This is a genomic window from Halobacillus yeomjeoni (assembly GCF_020171525.1).
Lineage (GTDB): Bacteria > Bacillota > Bacilli > Bacillales > Halobacillaceae > Halobacillus > Halobacillus yeomjeoni.
Genome location: NZ_JAIVAI010000008.1, coordinates 1 through 18,862 on the forward strand (window position 1 = coordinate 1; position 18,862 = coordinate 18,862).

General features: G+C 42.2%; 16 protein-coding genes. 11 read left to right on the forward strand and 5 right to left on the reverse strand.

Features of this window, described 5'->3' with window-relative positions; translation table 11 throughout:
- The first annotated feature begins 714 nt into the window (after positions 1-714).
- From LCL89_RS15315 to LCL89_RS15330, 4 genes are all read left to right on the forward strand, one after another.
- Positions 715-2,139: a cryptochrome/photolyase family protein gene (locus LCL89_RS15315; protein ID WP_224810819.1), complete on the forward strand. Its 1,425-nt coding sequence runs from the start codon at positions 715-717 to the stop codon at positions 2,137-2,139.
- 52 nt (positions 2,140-2,191) lie between these two features.
- Positions 2,192-3,448, forward strand: a complete 1,257-nt coding sequence (locus LCL89_RS15320; RefSeq protein ID WP_404813441.1) for an aminopeptidase — start codon at positions 2,192-2,194, stop codon at positions 3,446-3,448.
- Between the two features lie 263 nt (positions 3,449-3,711).
- Positions 3,712-4,728, forward strand: a complete 1,017-nt coding sequence (locus LCL89_RS15325; RefSeq protein ID WP_224810821.1) for an acyltransferase family protein — start codon at positions 3,712-3,714, stop codon at positions 4,726-4,728.
- Between the two features lie 105 nt (positions 4,729-4,833).
- Positions 4,834-5,499, forward strand: a complete 666-nt coding sequence (locus LCL89_RS15330) for a type 1 glutamine amidotransferase domain-containing protein (protein ID WP_224810822.1) — start codon at positions 4,834-4,836, stop codon at positions 5,497-5,499.
- Between the two features lie 36 nt (positions 5,500-5,535).
- Here the strand turns inward: LCL89_RS15330 and LCL89_RS15335 are convergent, their stop codons facing one another.
- Entirely contained in the window at positions 5,536-6,897 is a 1,362-nt protein-coding gene (locus tag LCL89_RS15335; RefSeq protein ID WP_224810823.1) for a YjiH family protein, read from the reverse strand.
- A 189-nt stretch (positions 6,898-7,086) separates the two neighbouring features.
- On the opposite strand from LCL89_RS15335, the gene LCL89_RS15340 reads away from it, so the two are divergent.
- The gene (locus LCL89_RS15340) at positions 7,087-8,061 is read left to right on the forward strand and encodes a YbgA family protein (RefSeq protein WP_224810824.1); all 975 of its coding nucleotides are present in this window, start codon (positions 7,087-7,089) and stop codon (positions 8,059-8,061) included.
- A 1-nt stretch (position 8,062) separates the two neighbouring features.
- On the opposite strand, the gene LCL89_RS15345 is transcribed toward LCL89_RS15340, so the two are convergent.
- On the reverse strand, positions 8,063-8,938 hold the full coding sequence (locus LCL89_RS15345) for a fructosamine kinase family protein (protein ID WP_224810825.1): 876 nt from the start codon (positions 8,936-8,938) through the stop codon (positions 8,063-8,065).
- A 494-nt stretch (positions 8,939-9,432) separates the two neighbouring features.
- Positions 9,433-10,329: a GNAT family N-acetyltransferase gene (locus LCL89_RS15350; protein ID WP_224810826.1), complete on the reverse strand. Its 897-nt coding sequence runs from the start codon at positions 10,327-10,329 to the stop codon at positions 9,433-9,435.
- A 277-nt stretch (positions 10,330-10,606) separates the two neighbouring features.
- Between LCL89_RS15350 and LCL89_RS15355 the strand changes: the two genes are divergently transcribed.
- Positions 10,607-12,274, forward strand: coding sequence for an ABC1 kinase family protein (locus LCL89_RS15355; protein ID WP_224810827.1), 1,668 nt, complete (start codon positions 10,607-10,609; stop codon positions 12,272-12,274).
- The gene (locus tag LCL89_RS15360) at positions 12,267-12,569 is read left to right on the forward strand and encodes a phasin family protein (RefSeq protein ID WP_224810828.1); all 303 of its coding nucleotides are present in this window, start codon (positions 12,267-12,269) and stop codon (positions 12,567-12,569) included. Before LCL89_RS15355 ends, LCL89_RS15360 begins: the two co-directional genes overlap by 8 nt.
- 36 nt (positions 12,570-12,605) lie before the next feature.
- On the opposite strand, the gene LCL89_RS15365 is transcribed toward LCL89_RS15360, so the two are convergent.
- Positions 12,606-14,306 carry a methyl-accepting chemotaxis protein gene (locus LCL89_RS15365; protein ID WP_224810829.1) on the reverse strand — a complete coding sequence of 567 codons (1,701 nt, stop codon included), beginning with the start codon at positions 14,304-14,306 and terminating at the stop codon, positions 12,606-12,608.
- Positions 14,307-14,457: 151 nt separating this feature from the next.
- Between LCL89_RS15365 and coxB the strand changes: the two genes are divergently transcribed.
- Genes coxB through LCL89_RS15380 form a run of 3 tightly spaced genes read left to right on the forward strand, consistent with a single transcriptional unit; the run spans position 14,458 to position 17,651 of the window.
- A complete protein-coding gene (gene coxB, locus LCL89_RS15370) occupies positions 14,458-15,171 on the forward strand; it encodes a cytochrome c oxidase subunit II (protein ID WP_224810830.1) in 714 nt (237 codons plus the stop codon).
- Positions 15,172-15,174: 3 nt separating this feature from the next.
- Complete coding sequence (locus LCL89_RS15375; protein WP_224810831.1) at positions 15,175-17,082, forward strand: cytochrome c oxidase subunit I; 1,908 nt, start codon at positions 15,175-15,177, stop codon at positions 17,080-17,082.
- Positions 17,079-17,651 (forward strand): cytochrome c oxidase subunit 3, encoded by a 573-nt coding sequence (locus LCL89_RS15380; RefSeq protein ID WP_224810832.1) that lies wholly within the window; start codon positions 17,079-17,081, stop codon positions 17,649-17,651. Before LCL89_RS15375 ends, LCL89_RS15380 begins: the two co-directional genes overlap by 4 nt.
- Positions 17,652-17,822: 171 nt before the next feature.
- Here the strand turns inward: LCL89_RS15380 and LCL89_RS15385 are convergent, their stop codons facing one another.
- The gene (locus tag LCL89_RS15385) at positions 17,823-18,542 is read right to left on the reverse strand and encodes a YwaF family protein (protein WP_224810833.1); all 720 of its coding nucleotides are present in this window, start codon (positions 18,540-18,542) and stop codon (positions 17,823-17,825) included.
- Positions 18,543-18,611: 69 nt separating this feature from the next.
- Here LCL89_RS15385 and LCL89_RS15390 point away from each other — a divergent pair, with 69 nt between their 5' ends.
- Positions 18,612-18,827 carry a uracil-DNA glycosylase gene (locus LCL89_RS15390; RefSeq protein WP_224810834.1) on the forward strand — a complete coding sequence of 72 codons (216 nt, stop codon included), beginning with the start codon at positions 18,612-18,614 and terminating at the stop codon, positions 18,825-18,827.
- The last annotated feature ends 35 nt before the right edge of the window (positions 18,828-18,862 follow it).

An 18,862-nucleotide genomic window follows, 5' to 3' on the forward strand; every position in this document is an offset into this window, starting at 1 on the left:
TTATAAACTAGCTCCTTTCGTAATGTAGCTCTGATAGGGTATTGTGGTGTCTTACTACTGTTTACCCGATTAACCTACGTATTTACGATCAAGGAGCTAGTTTCGTTCATTATAACTCGAACTTTGTTCTCCGGGGTCTCACCTTGTTCCTTATTCCCGCAGGAGTCTACCTGTTTTCCCTGCCATCCCGTTCGAAGTTGGTGTAACGGACATCGGTTATGGCCTTTCTGACACTTCTACTTTGAAGAGGCGGCCTTGGGAATGGCGAGACTCCTGTGGGATAAAGGTACATCGTGAGACCCCGGAAGGCGCAGCCTGAGGAGGCTCGCGGTACCCCACGGAAAGGGAGTCATTCCCAAGGCCGCCTCCCACAAATTTCAGGAGAGAAAGTGTTGATATGAGCTCACATGTGAAATAACAACACCAGACTTTAACAGAGCCTTTTAAAAAGGTAGATAACCTTTCCGTCCCTCCTTTGTTGAAAAGTCGACCTTTTAGAATGGTGAGACTCCTGTGGGATAAAGGAAAGCGAGTCATTCTAAAAGGCCGCCTCACTCTGATTTTGAGACGTAAAGGTTTGGTACAAGCTTACATGCGAAATAAGAGCACCTATCATATAAACCTATTAAAAGCTGAGGGATCCACAATCTTTATATACAATAGTTTACGTCAGATTAGAATGAGGAATGATGGGATAAAGGAAGGTGGTTCAAAATGATCACACGTGCCATTTGGTTTCGTAGAGATTTGCGTTTGAATGACAATACTGCCTTGGCGAAGGCGTTAGAAAATACATCTGGTGATGATAAAGTTTTTTTATTTTTTCATATAGACCCGAACCTTAACCAAACCTTTGATGCTCAGCACGATTATTTCTTCCAAACCTTGAAGGCTCTTGTGGATGACTCTGGTCATAAAGGGGCTGAGTTTCATTTCATAGAAGGAGAACCAGAGCAGGCGTTCGATGAATTGCTGGATACAGTCGACATTGATGAAGTGTACTTCAATTCTGATGAAGCTGGCTATGGACGGGACAGGGATCAGAGAATTACGAAGAAACTAGAGGGTCATGATGTACTCGTCTATTCGTTTATCGATCATCACCTTCACGGTGCAGAAGAAGTGGAAAAGAAGTCGGGCGGTTACTATAAAGTATTTACCCCTTATTATAAGCAGTGGAAGAAGGTTCAAAAACCAGCTGTTCAAAAAGTGGATCATGAAAAATTAGCAGAACACACGATAGATGAAACAGATGCATTTTCGCATGGAAAACAAGCTTTTGAATCTCTTTTGAAAAAGTCGGATCGGTCTTTTGAGGACATCGGTGAAAGTGCAGCACGAGAGCAGGTTGATCATTTCTTGGACGATGCGGTCTATGACTATGATGAACAAAGAGATTTTCCTGCAGTGGAAGGGACGAGCCGAATGTCCAAGTTTCTGAGGACAGGGGCTATATCCATCCGGACCGTATATCATGCTGTAAACGATCAAGTGGATTATAGAAAAAATACGGAAGGTGTGGAGACTTTCATTTCAGAGCTCGTGTGGCGGGACTTTTACAATATGATTCATCATTTTTATCCGAATGCCTGGGATGAAGAGATGGTTGAAAAGTACAGGGGTCTCCCATGGAATGATGACGAAGAACTGTTTGAGCGTTGGAAAGATGGGAAGACCGGCTATCCGATTGTAGATGCTGCGATGAGACAGTTGAATGAAACGGGGTGGATGCATAATCGACTTCGTATGACGGTTGCGTCCTTTTTGACGAAGGATATGTTGATGGATTGGAGAAAAGGAGAAAGATACTTTGCTGAGAAACTGGTTGATTATGAACCTTCCTCGAATATCGGGGGATGGCAGTGGGCAGCCTCAACTGGAACGGACCCCGTGCCATACTTCAGAGTATTCAACCCTACCCGGCAGTCGGAACGTTTCGACCCGCACGGGCGTTTTATCAAAGAGTGGATCCCCGAGCTTGAGCACGTAAGTAAAAATTATATTCACTCCCCTTCGAAGATGCCGGACAATGAGCAGGAAAAGTCAAAATGCATAATTGGGGAAGATTATCCTGAACCCATTGTCGACCACAAGACGATGCGTGTGCGTGCTATTGAAATGTTTGAAGATAAAAAGTGAATAGATAGTAAATGACTGGTGGTTATGAAATAATTGAATCAGAGACAAAGGAATGGAGGGAATTCATTTGACTGTACAAAAAGAGCAGTTAGAGAAATATGCTGAACTTGCCTTGAAAAAGGGTGTGAACCTTCAAGAAGGGCAGGGGCTTATCATCAATGCTCCTATTGAAGCGGCTGATCTCGTAAGAACCATTTCAGCAAAAGCTTACGGAAAAGGAGCTAAGAACGTCCACGTCGAGTGGGGCGATGAAGTGTTGACATTTTTAAAGATGAAGAATGCTCCCATCGAAGTGCTTGAAAACTTCCCGAAATGGAAAGCAGATGGCCTGGAACAAATGGTAGAGGACGGCTATGCTTTACTTTCGATTTACGGTCCTAACCCTGATTTACTGAAAGATATCGATTCTGAAAGGGTAGCGAAAGCGAACAAAGCCAGCGCGGAAGCTTTGTCAGGGTATCGAGATTACATCATGAATGATAAAACGACATGGAGTATCGTCGCGTATCCTCAACAAGCGTGGGCAGAAAAGGTTTTCCCTGGTGTTTCTTCAAAGGAAGCACAAAACAAGCTTTGGGAGCAAATCTTCCACATTACACGTATAGACCGTGAAGACCCTATTGCTGCATGGGATGAACACAATGACCATCTGTGTCAGGCTCGTGAATATTTAAACCAGAAGCAATATAAAAAGCTCCATTACAAAGCGCCGGGAACCGAGTTGTCCATTGAACTGGTCGAGGATCATATTTGGCATGGGGGTTCGACGCATTCTGATCAAGGAACCGAATTCAACCCGAATATGCCTACAGAAGAAGTATTCACGATGCCTCATAAATACGGAGTGCAGGGTAAAGTGACCAGTACAAAACCATTGAACTATGGTGGTAATTTGATTGAGAACTTCACTCTTCATTTTGAAAATGGAAAAGTCGTGGATTATTCTGCAGAATCTGGTGAAGAAACATTAAAGTATTTGTTAGAAACCGATGAAGGGGCCAAACGTCTTGGTGAAGTGGCTTTGGTACCGAATGAATCTCCGATTTCCCAATCCGGTCATATATTCTTCAACACGCTTTATGATGAAAATGCCTCCTGCCACTTGGCTCTCGGAAAAGCTTATCCGACTAATGTCCAAGGTGGTCCATCATTCACTAAAGAACAGATGGATCAACATGGAGTCAATGACAGTCTCGTACATGAAGACTTCATGATGGGGTCTTCAGAACTGGATATTGACGGAGAAACGAAAGACGGAGAATTCGAACCGATTTTCCGTAAAGGTTCCTGGGCGATTGAATTTGAATAAAAAGTTTGGAATCCTAGTCTCTATGCATCTTGGCATAGAGGCTTTTTTATGGTTGAATGGAGTCTATTCCCATACATTACCACTTTGATCATTCAGAAGATATCTTCAGTAAGCTGTATTTATCAACTTTACTACGCTGCTTAACAATGCGGTTACAGTTTATTTAAAAAGGTTTAAAATGAGCATATTTCGTTTTCTGATGTGGTATATAAGTGAGGGAAGTATGTTTACTGGACTTTTTCGTGAATAAAGGGTGAATAAAAATGAAACGTGATGCGTTTTTTGATAATGCGAAGTTGATTCTTATTTTCTTTGTGGTGTTCGGTCATATGATCCAGCCCTTTACGGATGGATCAAGGTCGATGTACACCTTATATACATGGATTTATACATTTCATATGCCTGCTTTCATTTTCTTAGCTGGTTTTTTTGCAAAAGGGTCAGGAAATAAAGATTATATTCTGAAGCTTGCTAAAAAACTCATACTCCCTTACTTGATTTTTCAAATCGTATACACGGGTTATTTTTTCTTTATCGGTAAAGATGGTTGGATGAACGGAATGTTTTATCCTCATTGGTCGCTATGGTTTTTATTCAGCCTGTTCAGCTGGCACATTCTTTTGTATGGATTTAAGAAGATTCCCCCGTTACTCGGTATGGCCATCGCCGTCGAAATCGGGATTGTTGTCGGATACGTGAGCGATATCGGCCACAGCTTCAGCTTGTCACGAACTTTCGTGTTTTTCCCGTTTTTCTTAGCGGGGTATTGGCTGACGAAAGATCACGTCCAGAAATGGAGGACGAGAAGAGTAAGAGAAATTTCTCTCGTCATTATGGGTATTACAGCAGCAGTCATTGCCATGTTCCCTGAGTTCAGTTCAGGTTGGCTGCTAGGATCTAAATCCTATGCGGTATTAGGGAACCCTGAGTTAGGTGGTATCTTCCGAATAGGAGTTTATGCGCTGGCTGCAATCATGACCATCAGTGTTTTATCATGGGTGCCAAGCCGTGAATTTTCCATCACGTATCTCGGTAGGAAGACATTGTACGTTTATCTCCTGCATGGATTTTTCATTCAATATTTCCGTGAAGCTGACTTATTCAAAGTGAACACGATTTTTGATGTCATTGGTCTTGGTGTCCTGTCAGCACTAATCGTCTACTTGTTATCAAGCCGACCTATTCAGATCTTTACACAACCGCTCATTGAGGGGAAAGCATACTTGATTAAAGAGAAGTGGAATCGCTGGACGAAGAAAGACTCTACGCTGCCCTCATGATCGAACGCGAACCTATTATGGGTTCGCGTTATTTTTTTATCCAAAACCTATGAAATTTAAAAATTTGAGAATAATAAAAGAAGATGGAAGAAGGAGGATCAGTAAATGAGTAAAAACATATTGATGGTCGTGACAAATACCGAGAACATGGATGATCAGCAGAAAACAGGACTGTGGTTGTCTGAATTTGTTGAACCCTCAACAGAATTCCAGGAAGCTGGATTTAAAGTGGAGGCTGCAAGTCTAAAAGGGGGCAGAATCCCGATTGACCCTAACAGTTACAGCAACGAATTACCTGAGGTGTGGGACGGGGTTATGGAACCGATCGCTGACACGAGACGTCTCAGTGACATAAATCCTGATGATTTTGACGCAATTTTCTTTTCTGGAGGGCACGGAACGATGTTCGACTTCCCGAAGAATCAAACGATTGAAGAAGTTTTACGTCATTTTGTATTAGAAGGAAAAATTATTGGTTCAGTGTGTCATGGTCCTGCTGCTTTTGTAGGAGTGACAGATCATAACGGACAATCAATTGTCCAAGGGGTTAAATTGACCGGTTTCACCAATGAGGAAGAAAAAAGTACAGGTTTGGATTCGTTGATGCCGTTCATGCTTGAAGATCAACTCAATGAGGAAGGCGCAAACTTTGAAGCAGGAGAAGCTGGAGCTGATCATGTAGAAGTAGATCGTAATTTTGTCACCGGGCAGAACCCTCAGTCCAGTTTGAGTACAGCTCAGGCTCTAATAAAGGAATTGAAAAACCGCTAAGCTGATAGAGGCTTAGCGGTTTCTTATATCACCCAATTAAAAGATCAGGTGAGCAATTAACGTGATGATAGGAAGTGTGATGATTGTACGCTCTAAGAAAATGATAAATAGATCTTTCAAGTCAACGGGTACTTTCGATCCAAGTAGCAGCCCGCCTACTTCAGACATGTAAATCAACTGGGTGACAGACAAGCAGGCGATGATGAAACGTGTCATTTCACTCTCGATAGAGGCTCCTATGATGGCTGGAAGGAACATATCTGCGAACCCGACAAGTATCGTTTCTGAAGCCGCCTGGGCATATGGGACCTGCATCAATTCAAGCAATGGAATGAATGGCATACCCAGCCATGTAAAGAATGGCGTGTATTCGGCAATCACGAGGGCAATTGTACCCAGTGCCATTACGATAGGGGCTACCCCCATCCACATATCCAGAATGTTTTGACCGCCTTGCTTGAAGAAGTCTTTCACTCCGGTGGATTTGCTCCCGCGTTCAACAGCTTTGGTATAACCATACGTGAATAGGTTATGATGCTGAGGAACTTCTTCGCTGATATCATCAGCTTCCTCCGTCACATAAGTATCCAGTTTTCTTGATAGCGGTGGGATGCGTGGCATAATCAAAGCGGCGATAAAGCCCGCAAACCCGACGGTTAAATAAAATGGAATGAACATATTCCCAAGTCCTACTTCTTGTATGACTACAAGACTGAAAGTGATGGAAACTACTGAGAAGGTCGTCCCGATAACGGCCGCTTCTCTCTTTGTATAATAGCCTTCCTCATACTGCTTACTTGTCAATAAGACACCGATGGTTCCGTCACCAAGCCAAGAAGCTAAAGAGTCGATCGAAGAACGACCCGGCAGACGGAAAAGTGGGCGCATGATTTTCGTCAACAGCACCCCGAACAACTCAAGCAGCCCGTAATTCAGAAGCAATGGCAGGAACAATCCTGCAAATAGGAAGACCGCGAACAGCACATGAAGAAGTGAATCAAGCAGCAATCCGCCTGTATAATCTGAAGTAATCGCCTCTGGTCCAATTTCAAAGTAAACCATGATGGCAAATATCATACCTAATACACGTGTAATGACCCAAACTGGGGGAACATTAAATAACGATTTGAAAAAAGGGGTTCCATCCAGCTTTTCCGGTCCCACCAGTTTAACCAATAGTGTTCCGATAGCCGTAATGGAGATGATGATCGTCATGATCAATGATAATTGACCAGCCAAAATGCCTTGTAATTCATTAGCTAGGATAGCGATTGGTATGGTAACTGATTTTTCTCCCTCTTCCATGTTGGTAACCGGGAACATGAAAAGGAAAATACCGATTAGAGATGGAATAATAAAGCGTAAGTGCGATGATAGTTTGAAGTCTTTGGCTTTCATTATGCAACTCTCCTGACAATGGTGTTTTATTTATAAAAAATGTAGAATAAATATGCAACGTTTTTTATTTTAATACTTCTTGCGACGAATTCCAATAGGAAATTTTATACGTTGCCTTTTTTAGTGTTTATTCGACTTTGATTAAAGGAATTCCTTCTTTAAATAGATGATGCTAAAGGAGTGTTTTTATTGAGCAGGTTTCCCGTTCCAAGATTGGTGGTCAGCCGGTGCTTGGAATTCGAAGAAGTGAGATATAACGGAGCTGTCATCCCGGATAAAGCTGTGCAGAGGCTGCAAGGGTTCGTGGATTTTATTCCGGTTTGTCCGGAAGTCGAAATCGGTCTCGGGGTGCCGAGGGAAGTCATCCGCATCGTAGATGGAGGAGAAGACGACGAAAAATTAATTCAACCGAAGACAGGTGAAGAATTGACTGGTCCGATGAAGGAGTTTTCAAAAGCGTTCATAGGATCTCTTAGCGATGTAGATGGCTTTTTATTGAAAAATCGGTCACCCACCTGCGGGGTTCAGGATGTAAAAGTGTATCAGAGCGAAAAAAATTCTCAAGTCGTAAGAAAAACGACAGGGTTCTTCGCAAAAGAAGTGTTGAATCAATTCGGTGGTTTGGCGATTGAGGAAGAGGGAAGAATGAAAAATTTCACGCTGAGGCATCATTTTCTTACCAAGCTCTTTACGCTCGCAGATTTTCGAAGAATAAATAAAGAAAAGAGCTTAAAATCACTACAAGCATTTCATTCAAAAAATAAATATCTTTTTATGGCTTATCATCCGGGCACATTGAAATTGATGGGACGCACCCTGGCCAATCATGACCACCTTCCCATTGATGCTGTGTTAGCTCATTATGAAGAGCACCTTTACCAATTATTAAGCAAGCCCGCGAAGCCCAGTGCTCATGTAAATGTGTGCCAGCATATTGCAGGGTATTTTAAGAATGAATTGAACAAAGAAGAAAAAAGGAACTTCCAATCATTGGTCCGCCAATATTCTGAAGAAAAAGTACCTCTAAGTGCTGTGATCAGCGTGTTGAGGTCGTGGGTAGCGCGTTTCGATAGTCAATATTTGCAGCAGCAAACCTATTTTGAGCCTTACCCTGAAGAACTTGTAGAGATTTCAGACTCAGGAAAAGGAAGGGCCTATTCCTGAGTCAAATGGTATCCCCGACATATTTATTTAAGATACGGTCTACAGATGAACCATAACTTTCCCCAAACAAGTTCAAATGGACGAGTAAATAGAACAACTGGTACAAAGGTTTGGTTTCTTCGTACTGACCCCCGAACGAATGGACTTCTCTGTACGCATCGTAAAAATCAGGGGAGAAGCCTCCGAACAATTCCGTGAAGGCTAACTCGAAGGCAGGATCTCCATAAAGGATGGAAGGGTCGATTAAAAAAGGGGTACCTTCCTGGCTGATCATATAGTTCCCGCTCCATAAATCCCCATGTAGAAGAGAAGAGCTTGGATATTTGGGAATCCATTCACCTAAACGTTCAATAAGGGATTCGAGTTTTTTTCTACGCTCCCCTTTGATTCGGTGATTTTCTATCCCGATATTCAGTTGAAGTTTCAAACGAAACTCACGATAATATTCCATCCAAGTATTTGTCCAGTCATTGGGTTGGTCGAGGCTTCCTACAAAAGTGGAGAAGCCTAAACCATAACGTTCGCTCGTATGTTGATGCATGAGAGCTACCTTGTGTCCAAGTTCTATTGAAGCGTCTTTAAAACCAGGTTCAACCCAATCCATCACTAAGTAAGCTTCTTTACCTTGTTCAGGCTGATCGTAATGCAGAACTTGAGGGACGTGCACAGTATTTGTACGGTCAATCGCTGCCAGACCATCTGCTTCAGCCTGGAAAAAGTGAGAGGGGACGTTCTTGTTCTTTTTTATAAAATAATTTCTTTCTTCCGTTTCTACATAAAAAGATTCGTTGATATCTCCGCCGCTGACAGGACGATAATGTTTCAAGGAAGACTGATCCCCGACTTGAAGCAACACTCTTTGTAAGCTCTTATCCATTGCTGATCGCCTCCTTTAGGAAAGGTTTTGTTTAAAGATCTAATTCAAAGGCTCTGTTAAAGCCTATTGTTGATATAATAGTCCCTGTCTGGGATTAGGTGTTCGGTCCGTTATTTACTCAGAGCATGGGATGGCAGGGAAAACAGTCCGCTTTCCGCGGGGAACGCTTGAGTCTCCTCGAACTTCGTTCTCCGGGGTCTCACCCCTTGTTCCTTTTTCCCGCAGGAGTCTACCTGTTTTCCCTGCCATCCCGTTCGTAGTTGGTGTACCCGACTTCGGTTATGACCTTGCCGATCCTTCTACTTTAAAGAGGCCGCCTCATACAAATTCCAGGACAGAAAGAGCTGATATGAGCTCCCATGTGAAATAACAACACCAAGCAATACCAGAGTCAATTCAAAAGAAATCCAAGAGCATGTCAGTCATTTTTTTCTGCCATAACAAAGGTCAAGGACACGATACACCTGATCGGAAGAGGGTCTCATTCCTTGGTTTTAGTGGAAAGTGTTACGCAACGGCTGCTTTTGGATTTCTTTTTGATAGGCATGGATCGTATTGACGTCTCGAAAACCGTAGTACTTATAGAGGTTTTCCGCATCTTCATTTTGGACTCTAACAGAAATGGTGACCACATCAAGATTTAGAGCATGAAATGCATACTGCAGGGCGTGCTCAATAAGGGCTGAACCGATTCCTGTACCTCGTTCACCGCTTTTTACATTGACGAAGCAGATTTCTCCTTCATAGTCAGGGATGATGGTTTCGAAATAGATGTACCCCGCTATATCCCCATCTGTTTGATATCCCCATAAATGATTTCCATGTTCTTTAGATAATTTCAACATTTCCCCGGTCGTGTAGTAAGCAGCATCAGGATGGAGTCGGTCGAGACCAGGCAGGTCTTCATGCTGAATATTTACTATCGATTCGCTTTTTTGAGTCGATGGCTCATACATGCTCTTATGAACAGCAAGTGTTTTTTCGACGTTATATAAATCGAATGAGTGTCGCTCGGCGAAGTCGACTAACTGTGTATTAGATTCAAAACAAGCCACTTTCACAAAGTTGAAATGAAGCTGAATGGTCAACGAGGCTTTGTCCCATAAACCTTCGATCACCTGCTCATGGCTGCTGCTTGAAAAAGGACCCAGCAGGCGGCATAATTTTTCTTCAAAGAAGGGGAGGATCCCCAAGAATCCGATGATTTCATTCTGGTCCCAAGCAACATACGCTAGAGGCTCATGGAATTGAGTCAAAGTCCAAATCTGTTCGAAAATTTCGTTCGGATCTGAAGCGAGCCAGGCGACATAATGGTGGTCCTGTTCGTTCATACGGTAAAGCCATTTTGCAACAGTATGCAAGTCTTTGACTTCAAGTTCTTTTATCATCATTACAATCACCCTTTCTTAGAATCAGGCTTCTCTCTGGAAGTTTGAAAAAACAAGAGGAAGGACTGTACAAATTCCCTTCTATAAAAGGGTGAACAATATACTCCTTCCTCACCGAGAACCTCTTCATATCTTTGTATTAAAAGTTTGCCACAAATCGATTAAAAAGAGCAAGCTATTGTAGAAGGTGTTCTAACCATGCTTTATATGTCGAATTTTATGATTGATTTATGCAGGACGGGGTAAATTGAGGGTAGAGGCATGGAAAGGGAGAATTGTTATGAACAAAGGGTGGAAATACATAGCTATCTATCGAGTGACGGTCATCGTATGGATGTCTATTAAATTTTTATTGCAGATTTTCTGGTTTCAAAAGAAGAACCGGATCTGGGATCAGGTGACAAAAGATAAATGGAATGACATGTTGAAAAGACAGGCTGAAGAATATAGAGAAAAAGCGATCTCACTTGGGGGACTGCTCATTAAATTCGGGCAGTTTCTAAGTTCAAGGGGGGACTTGCTTCCCCAATCATTCATCAAAGAACTGGAAGGTCTGGTGGACCGTGTAGAACCGGTCCCTTTCAAGTACTCTCGTCAAACGATTGAACAAGATTGGCAGTCTTCGTTGGATGAACATTTAAACTCTATAAATGAGAAGCCTGTGGCTTCCGCTTCTATTGGTGAAGTGTATAAAGGAGAGTTGAAGGACGGCACGCCTGTAGCTGTCAAAGTCCAGCGTTATCGAGTCAGAGATATCTTCAAGATGGATTTCAAGGCTTTGAGAATCGTTTTCTGGATCATCGATCGATTTACGAAATATGGAGAGAAAGCAGACTTGACCGCTTTATATCGAGAAGTGGTGAGGGTGATCAGTAACGAGCTGGATTTTCGGATGGAGTTGGAAAATGGAAACCTATTCAAGAAACGATTTATAGACTTTGAGTCTGTTTATATCCCTGAATACTATTCAGATTTGTCTACGAAACGTGTCCTTGTCATGGAGTGGATCGAAGGTGCGAAAGTAACGGACACATCTTTTATCAAAAAGCACTCTATTGATCGGGAACGTTTAGCAGAGACCCTTTTCAATTTGTGTGTCGAACAATTCCTGGAAGCCGGGATGTTCCATTCAGACCCTCACCCTGGGAACTTGATGTTGAAATCAGATGGCACCCTTGTGGTTATTGATTTCGGTATGGTCGGTGAAATAAGAAATGAAGATGTGAACTCGATACGCAGAATGATTGAAGGGTTTATTCTGGATGACTATGACCTTGTCGTGCAAGCGTTACAGGAAATGGACTTTCTCCTCGCTAACGCAGACACTGAAAAAGTGAAGAAAGTCATGAAACAAACCACGGATATGTATTTAGAAGGGAACTTTGACAAGCTGGATGCACATATGATGAATGATATCCTTGCAGATTTGCAGGAATTCATAAAAGAACAGCCTATACAACTGCCGGCTGATTATGCCTTTTTGGGCAGGGCGACATCTATCATCGTGGGCGTGTTGAGCACGGTATACCCTCAAATTGATTTAATCAAGTGGGGGCGGCCGGTCATCAAAGAGTGGGTTTCCGGGGAAGATTCCAATTTTTCAATATACAAAAACGTAGCAAAAGAAACGATGAGACCCTTGTTGTCTTTACCAAGAGCTTTAGTTGAGTTTTTAGAAGACGGCGACAAAGAGAGAGAGTGGAAAGACAACTATCAACAAACCCAGCTCTTTCATCAATTTTACTTGTTTTATGCAATGATATCCGCTGTCCTTATTTTTGCCGGGGTATGGGTTATACAAAGCCAGTTTTTTGGCTCCTACATGTCTCCGTTATGGACAGGAGGAGTATTATCGAGTATCGGTATCGTAGCTATAATCTGGTGTATGATCAGTCATTTCAGAATGATTAAGAGATTACAACAAGTAAGGAGAGATAATCATGAGTGACCTGTTGAAGAAAGGGTTTCTATTAGGGATCGGAGCGGCAGCAAGCGGAAAAGAGAAGTTCGAAAAAATGCTGCATGAAATGGTGAAGCGGGGAGAGGTGAGTCCATCTCAGGCTAAATCGATGATACAGAGCTGGATTCAAAAAGGGGAACACGTAGATAAGGACTGGAACGATTTTGCCAAAGCAAAAGTGCAGAATCACATGAAAGGACTCGGGTTCGTTTCCCAGGAAGAGTATGAAATGCTGGAAGCGAGAGTGGAGCGTCTGGAGCAGTTGTTAAACCGGCACCAATGAAAAAAGCCACAGGGTTTTAATTCCTGTGGCTTTCGTTTATTTATTCAGTTGAAACTTACTTAGAACTTGTTTAAGGCGAAGAGCCATTTCTGAAAGCTCTTGTGAATGATTGGACACCTGAAGCATTGAATGATTCGTCTGTTGAGTGGCAGCAGTGGTTTCTTCCACACCTGCAGCAGCCTCCTCAGAACTAGCAGCAACACTTTCAATCGCTTCATTCATCGTCTGGGTTCTTTCGTGTATACCGTTGAGGTTTTCAGATATTTCACTGATTCCTTCCACCATATCAAAAATGGACTTTTGTATTTCCTCAAAGCTATGACCGGTATATTGAATTTTTTCTTTTCCAATCTCTACTTGTTCGAATCCACTCTTCAGAGAGCCGGAAACTTCTCTTGACCCACTTTGAATGTCTTCTACGCGCTTAGTAATGTCTCCAACGGAGTGAGAAACCTGTTCAGAAAGCTTTCGTACTTCATCTGCAACGACAGCAAACCCACGCCCATGATCACCGGCCCGAGCTGCTTCGATTGCAGCATTCAAAGCAAGTAAGTTCGTCCGTTCAGCTATATCCTGGATGACATGAACGAGCTTTGTGATTTCTCCATATTTCAAATCTAACTGCTGAACCTTTTCCACCGCTGATTTTATGACCTCGTGGATTTCATTCATTTGGGTCACGGATGAATCCATCAATTCTTGTCCGTGATCGGTTTGTTTCATTACTTGTTGACTTTGATCTGTAATACGAATGCCAGTATCTTTTGATTGTTCAATTGTGAAGGACAACTGTTCCATCATTTCATTTAAAGTAGCTGCATCTCCTGCCTGCTGTTCAGACGAGGCCGCCAGTTCCTCCATCGTAGCAGCCACTTGCTCAGAAGACTCTTGAACTTCTTTAGACGATTGTTGAAAATCACGGCTTTGCTGGCTTACACGGTCTGAGAGCTGAGTGGTTTCCAAAAGAAGCGCTTGTAAGTTCAATTGCATCTGATTCATGGAATTATGTAAATGACCGATTTCATCCTGACTCTCACTCTTTTCAAATTCCTCATCAAGACGTCCGGAAGCGATGGAATCAGCTCTATTGACAATTTGATTCAACCTCGCCTGAATTTGGCGGCTCACCCAGCGCATGAACAGAACTCCTACAACAAGTGCAAGAATTGCACCGATAATGAGAGTGACCAATGTTCGAGAAATGTCCTTGTTGGTTAAGAGCATATGATCTTTCATTTCTTTTTCCGTCGTTGATTGTAAGACAGACAACTCTTCTACAAGAGTAGACCGGGCAAACTGGGTTTGTCTTCGCAGGCTCTGTATTTTTTCTTGATTACTGACATTGCCTACAATCTCTTCTAAGAAAAGCTGATTGATTTCGCGGTCATGTTTGATGATCGACTGTAAAGGCTGTGAAAGTGGTGTGTCTTTAAAAATTTCCACGTACTTGTTCTGCAGCTGGGTGAAACGGTCTTTGTAGGAGTTGAATTCATCCACATAAGTGCTCCGTGGTTCTCGAATATAATCGGCAATCCTTATATCTTTCGTGCGGGCAAGTGAAGCCATTTCCGCTATTTCAATAGAATAGATGCCACTGTTTTCGAGTTGATCGACCTGTTGTTTTGCTTGGTTGAGCTGGAGAGCAACAAACAATACAACGATAGTAATAAGTAAGATTGTTGTGCTGAAAGCTGCAGCGTATTTCATTCGTAAATTAAGTCTGTTCCATAATTTCATCTTTTTCCTCACCTCATCTTCATCTATTTATTCTATCGGAAGAAAACGTTTCATTTATAGCTGAACAGGCAATAAACCACTAGGAAGTTTATTGCCGAATTAGAGCGTGAAGCTTTATAAGAGCAAAAATATTAAATAGAGGTTGAGTGAAATGAGGATATTTAGCCTGCTTTCCCTGTTTCTTTTGACTGGATGTAATTTAAGGGTCTTGAACCCGAAGTCAGATACGGCAGATAAAATTACAAACTTGATCTACCTGAGTTTTGGATTGATGATGCTTGTATTTGTAGTGGTCATGATTCTTTTCGTTCATTTCCTGAAGAAATATAAAGAAACGCCTGAGAGGCTGAATGAAATTCCTGGGGACGGGAAGGAAAGTAAACGGCTGGAGGTGACATGGACGGTCCTGCCTATTCTTCTTTTAGCAGTCTTGGCGGTTCCGACAGTCAAAGCTACTTATGATATGACATCCCAGGTATCAGGTGATGGAGGAGAGGCAAAAGCAGAAGACGCAATTACTATAGATGTAGTCGGTCGACAGTACAACTGGGAATTTACATATGAGAACGGAAAGAAATCAGTGAATGAACTAGTCCTGCCTGTTAATCAAAAGGCAGATTTCAAGTTAACCTCTGAGGATGTCATTCATTCCTTTTGGGTTCCCAAACTTTCAGGGAAAATAGATGTTCTTCCTGGAGAGGAAACGCGTCTTTCTTTCACACCACGGGAAGCAGGAGTTTATCAAGGGAAGTGTGCCGAGTTTTGTGGGGCTGAACATACACAGATGCGCTTTGAAACAAAAGTGGTCTCTCAGGCAGAATTTCAGCAATGGTTGAAGAACGGAGTAGAGGAAGAAGGTGAATGACTAATGAATGTACCATTCGTCGGACAAGTTCCATCGGATATAGTAGTGTCTTGGATTGCTTCCGCACTTATAGGTTTGTTTGTTCTTTGGTGGTTGACCAAATATAACAAATGGCCGGTGATTTGGGAGTATATTAGAACGACTCACCACCGTAAGATTGGCACGATGTATATTCTCGTGGCGATTATCTTTTTCATTCGCGGTGGTATGGATGCGTTGTTCATCCGTACTCAGCTTGCGGTTCCTGAAAATGATTTCTGGGTGTTTCAATCACAAAAATACAATGAAGTTTTTACCACCCATGGCACAGTCATGATTTTCTTCGTAGCTATGCCTTTATTGATTGGGTTGATGAATGTTGCCGTTCCTCTCCAAATAGGAGCCAATGATTTAGCATTTCCATACTTGAATGCGGTCAGTTTCTGGTTGTTCGTTGCAGGTGGATTCATCTTCAATATGGCTTTCTTTTTCAATGCTGCACCTAATGCCGGATGGACGGCATATGCCCCTTTATCCACGGACACATTTACAACCGGACCGAACAACAACTATTACATATTCGGACTGCAGGTTTCGGGTTTGGGTACTATTCTCACAGCCATCAATATGATTGTCACGATCTTCAGGTTGAGAGCCCCGGGAATGAAATTGAATCATATGCCTTTATTTCCCTGGGCTACATTGCTTACATCATTTTTAATCCTGATCGCTTTCCCGGTGTTGACGATCGCTTTACTATTGCTGACATTCGATCGTTATTATGGAACGTCTTTCTTTATAGGTGAAATGGGGGACCCTGTCTATTGGCAGCATTTATTTTGGATATTCGGTCATCCCGAAGTGTATATTTTGATTCTTCCTGCTTTCGGTATTTTTTCAGATATCATCTCTACATTCTCGAGAAAAAAAGTGTATGGATATACATCAATGGTCATTGCAATCGCAATTATCGGGTTGTTGGGATTCATGGTTTGGGCACACCACATGTTTACTGTCGGCCTCGGTCCTTTGGCCAACTCTGTGTTTGCTATTACCACCATGTTGATTGCAGTTCCTACAGGAATCAAGATATTCAATTGGCTCTTCACCATGCGGAACGGGGTTGTAAGAATTCGTACTCCGATGTTATTTGCGCTCGGATTTATCCCCACTTTCGTTATCGGCGGTGTTACCGGAGTCATGCTGGCCGTGGCTGCCGCAGATTATCAGTATCATGATTCTTATTTTGTCGTCGCTCATTTTCATTACACTATGATAGGAGGAACTATTTTAGGTGCTTTTGCCGGCATATATTATTGGTATCCTAAAATGACAGGGAAAGTCTTGGATGAAAAATTAGGACGGTGGCATTTCTGGTTGTTCCTGATAGGGTTTCACCTGACATTCATGCCTCAACATTTCGCAGGATTGAACGGAATGCCGCGGCGGGTTTACACCTATTCATGGGAAGACGGGATTTTCCTTTTGAACTTCATCAGCACGGTTGGTGCTTTCCTCATGGGGGCAAGCATGTTGTTTGTCGCATGGAATTTATATAAGACACATAGATTGACGGATCCTGTCGGAGGCGACCCTTGGGACGGGAGGACGTTAGAATGGAGTGTGGGCTCTCCATCACCGGAGCATCCTTTTGAGCCGGTCAATCAGGTCGATCGTTTGGATGCGTTCTGGCATGCCAAAGTAAAAGGGGAGGAAGTCCCCAAAGCAGAGGATGCCCGCCCTTCACCAATTGCCGTCAAAACTTTGCAGCCTGTGATTTTGTCTATCATTCTGGTATTCATGAGTATAGGGTTCATTTATCATTGGATCAGTTTACAAGTGCTGGGAGGAGCGGCGGTTATTGCTTACCTCATTATCCGTTCCATTACAGACGAACGGAAAGAGGTTTATGAGAAGGAGGAGGAAGGATGAAACAAACATCTGATGTATTATTTCAGGATAAAAAAATGGGTTTCTTCCTTTATCTGATTGTCGAAGCCATCATGTTTGCGGTTTTATTTGCGACATACATCATCTTCACTCCAGCTTCTCAAGGGCCCGATCCTTCAGAAGTCTACAAATGGAAGACCGTTGTATTAACTTCTGTCTTTCTGCTTTCCAGCAGCGGAACACTGTTGATTGCAGAAAAAGGATTAGAGAAAGGAAATCGTACTAAGATAGCGGCAGGGCTGATTGCTACATTTGTTTTAGGCGCAATTTTCATGGTGTTGGAAATTCATGAGTTTTATAAGTATGTTCATGAAGGATACTCAATCACTGTTAATAATTTCCTTTCTTCTTTCTATGTACTTGTCGGTCTGCATGCCTCCCACGTAGCGTTCGGATTAGGCTGGATGATTTTACTCATGGTTCAGTTCAAACAAAAGATTCCTCAACGCCTTTTTATAGAAAAACACAAGATTTTCAACTATTATTGGCATTTTGTAGATGCGATATGGGTGTTGATCATCCTAATCGTGTATGTACCATATCTGTTCTGATAGATAAATAACGGAAGCCCCGACCATATATGGCCTGAAATAAAATAAAAAAAGCAAACAAAAATGCGCCCCCTGAATGGAGGCGTTTTTTGTTTGTTTTTTTAATGAAATTCATAGAAATTTATATTCTACCTTCTGTTGTAAAATCCTATAATCACATCAAAACGTTTTTTAAGATTTATTGAAAATCCGAAAAATAACTACTAATAAAGAAAAGCAAATTAGTGTAATCAAAGTCAAGCTTATGATATACCACCAACCTTCTCCAAACCAATTCAATAAAGTGGATGCATCAGGAGGATTACGCAAATATAAATAGTTGGATTGCAGGAACACATTAAGGAAACCTACGATAGAAGCATATGCAATCAGCATACCGAAGGTTTTCCACATATCCTTCCAAGTAATCGTTGCGCTGGTGGAAATCACTAAGAATAAGCTCGTCCACGGAATGGCCATATGATGAAGGAAGAATCTCCAAAACCGATAGTGTTGATAATCATAGAGCAGATCTGGTGTGACAAGAGCGAAGATGGCTGGTAAAATTCCGATGAAGAAATTGATTTTAATCAACGATGGACGCATGGTGATTAGTGAAACAATGCCGAGCAGGGATGCCACACTGCAAAGGTGTAAAGGGAGGTATGCTGTCACTTCCCATAAGCCGTAAGCAAATGCCCAAATCTGATAGCTCAATTCAGAAACAATGAGGATTCCCAATAATGTCCATCGCACGGCATTGTTGATGTTACCATTTGAACGTTTCCGGGATTTGAGAGCGAGAATTCCTACACCGCATAAGCCGAAAATGAATAGGACAAGAGCTGAAACATGACTTTGACTGAATAGTTGGAAGGGGCTCTCACTTCCGGGTGTGATCCAATTGGGCATTCGTTTACCTCCTGGTTGAAAGGGTTTATGATGTGCTATGATTTTACCATATTGGGAAGGAGTGGGAGAATGAGTGTCAATTGTTTTCAATGCAAGCATTTTAATACGACGTGGAATCCCGCTTTTCCTCGTGCGTGTAAAGCTTATGGGTTCAAAAGCAAAGAAATGCCTTCCACTCTCGTTCTGAAAGCGACCGGGTCGGAGTGTCTTCAATTTGAACCTAAACGTTATAAAGAAAGCTATAAAACTACACAGAAGAGGACAGGAATAGATTATAGACTGTAAATAAAATGAAATTTTCAGATAATATATTCACACCC

Excerpts from the sequence above, each read along its gene's own strand:
- LCL89_RS15335 (WP_224810823.1), bottom strand. The coding sequence starts at position 6,897 with ATGAAAGCCAAAGACTTCAAACTATCATCGCACTTACGCTTTATTATT.
- coxB (WP_224810830.1), top strand. The coding sequence starts at position 14,458 with ATGAGGATATTTAGCCTGCTTTCCCTGTTTCTTTTGACTGGATGTAAT.
- LCL89_RS15385 (WP_224810833.1), bottom strand. The coding sequence starts at position 18,542 with ATGCCCAATTGGATCACACCCGGAAGTGAGAGCCCCTTCCAACTATTC.
- LCL89_RS15375 (WP_224810831.1), top strand. The coding sequence starts at position 15,175 with ATGAATGTACCATTCGTCGGACAAGTTCCATCGGATATAGTAGTGTCT.
- LCL89_RS15390 (WP_224810834.1), top strand. The coding sequence starts at position 18,612 with ATGAGTGTCAATTGTTTTCAATGCAAGCATTTTAATACGACGTGGAAT.
- LCL89_RS15320 (WP_404813441.1), top strand. The coding sequence starts at position 2,192 with ATGGAGGGAATTCATTTGACTGTACAAAAAGAGCAGTTAGAGAAATAT.
- LCL89_RS15365 (WP_224810829.1), bottom strand. The coding sequence starts at position 14,306 with ATGAAATTATGGAACAGACTTAATTTACGAATGAAATACGCTGCAGCT.
- LCL89_RS15325 (WP_224810821.1), top strand. The coding sequence starts at position 3,712 with ATGAAACGTGATGCGTTTTTTGATAATGCGAAGTTGATTCTTATTTTC.
- LCL89_RS15345 (WP_224810825.1), bottom strand. The coding sequence starts at position 8,938 with ATGGATAAGAGCTTACAAAGAGTGTTGCTTCAAGTCGGGGATCAGTCT.
- LCL89_RS15380 (WP_224810832.1), top strand. The coding sequence starts at position 17,079 with ATGAAACAAACATCTGATGTATTATTTCAGGATAAAAAAATGGGTTTC.
- LCL89_RS15315 (WP_224810819.1), top strand. The coding sequence starts at position 715 with ATGATCACACGTGCCATTTGGTTTCGTAGAGATTTGCGTTTGAATGAC.
- LCL89_RS15330 (WP_224810822.1), top strand. The coding sequence starts at position 4,834 with ATGAGTAAAAACATATTGATGGTCGTGACAAATACCGAGAACATGGAT.
- LCL89_RS15360 (WP_224810828.1), top strand. The coding sequence starts at position 12,267 with ATGAGTGACCTGTTGAAGAAAGGGTTTCTATTAGGGATCGGAGCGGCA.
- LCL89_RS15355 (WP_224810827.1), top strand. The coding sequence starts at position 10,607 with ATGAACAAAGGGTGGAAATACATAGCTATCTATCGAGTGACGGTCATC.
- LCL89_RS15350 (WP_224810826.1), bottom strand. The coding sequence starts at position 10,329 with ATGATGATAAAAGAACTTGAAGTCAAAGACTTGCATACTGTTGCAAAA.